The following is a 1244-nucleotide window of genomic DNA, read 5'->3' on the forward strand; positions in this document are numbered from 1 at the left end:
CCGCTGGTCTAAACTGACAAACGTGCTGGAATAAACAGATTCTGTCGCTTAATTGCCTCATTTTCTTAAATAAAACTGCCGGAATAAAGTGACATTTACTGGCTGGATTATTTTGCTTTTCTACAACTAGCAGCGTACCACAATGCACCTATGCTACTAGTTAACGGGACTAGAATCGATAGCGAGACTTTAAATGAAATAAGTCGTCTGAAAGCGAGTAAGGTCATTATTCTAGGAGGTCCTAACTCAGTTCCTGAGCATATCAGTACAACTTTAAAAAATAGAGGGCTATCTGTTAGACGTATTGCGGGTCAAACCCGTTATGACACATCAAGAATGATTGCTGAAGAACTTATTTCATTACGCGGTCCATCTACTGCTCACCTGGTAAACGGTGATGCTTATGCTGATGCTGTTAGTATATCCGCAGTCGCAGGAAGATACCAGCAACCTATTTTGCTAACAAGAGCTAACGAACTGCACCCCGAAGTAAATCGCATTACAAGTACAGTTCAGGACTGGCGTATTATCGGGGGACCAGACTCAGTAAGTGCAACGACAGAAGCACAGTTGAGAAATCGAGTGACTAATGTTTCTCGGTTAACTGGGAGAGATCGCTATGAAGTTAATAAAAGAGTTTTGTCACACTGGGGATTACGAAACAATAAAGTGTACGTAGGTTCAGGAACTGCATTTGCAGATGTTCTTACTGGATCCGTTATTGCTTCTAGAGAAGGAAGCGGAGTACTTCTGCTAAGTAATCGTGATAGAGATATTGATAGTGCAATAACATATTCTAAAGATAATAAATTAGACCATTTTGTAATACTGGGTGGCACGGTGACTATACCGACCAGCACAGCAAACGTTTTAAAAAATATCGTCATCAATAGAGTTCATACAAATGGAGTCTATACTGTTGAACGAGGAGATACATTTAGATCGATTGCGACAAGTTTTGGACATACGAGTTTCCAGTTAAGTCAATGGAACACACATATTAAAGATATTAACTCAAGTTTCGCACCCTTAAGAACTCCGTTCTATCCTTTACATCATAAGGATTATTTAGATTAATCAGCTTAAAAGTAAAGAAAAAGACAGCTCTCTTTGGTAGAATGTGAGTCACAACCAACATTCCAAGGAGAGATGTCTTATGGCTAACATTTTACCAAATAATTCAGAAAAAAACGAGTTTTATTCGAGTATTGATCACTTTATCAAACAATTTACAGTCGGAACCC

1 protein-coding gene is annotated in these 1244 nt (G+C 38.8%); it reads left to right on the forward strand.

What is annotated here, in order from left to right:
- The first annotated feature begins 102 nt into the window (after positions 1-102).
- Complete coding sequence (locus tag ACYQ2O_RS12330; RefSeq protein ID WP_459796712.1) at positions 103-1077, forward strand: cell wall-binding repeat-containing protein; 975 nt, start codon at positions 103-105, stop codon at positions 1075-1077.
- Positions 1078-1244: the final 167 nt, after the last annotated feature.

It is taken from the genome of Alkalibacterium sp. m-11 (assembly GCF_054658155.1).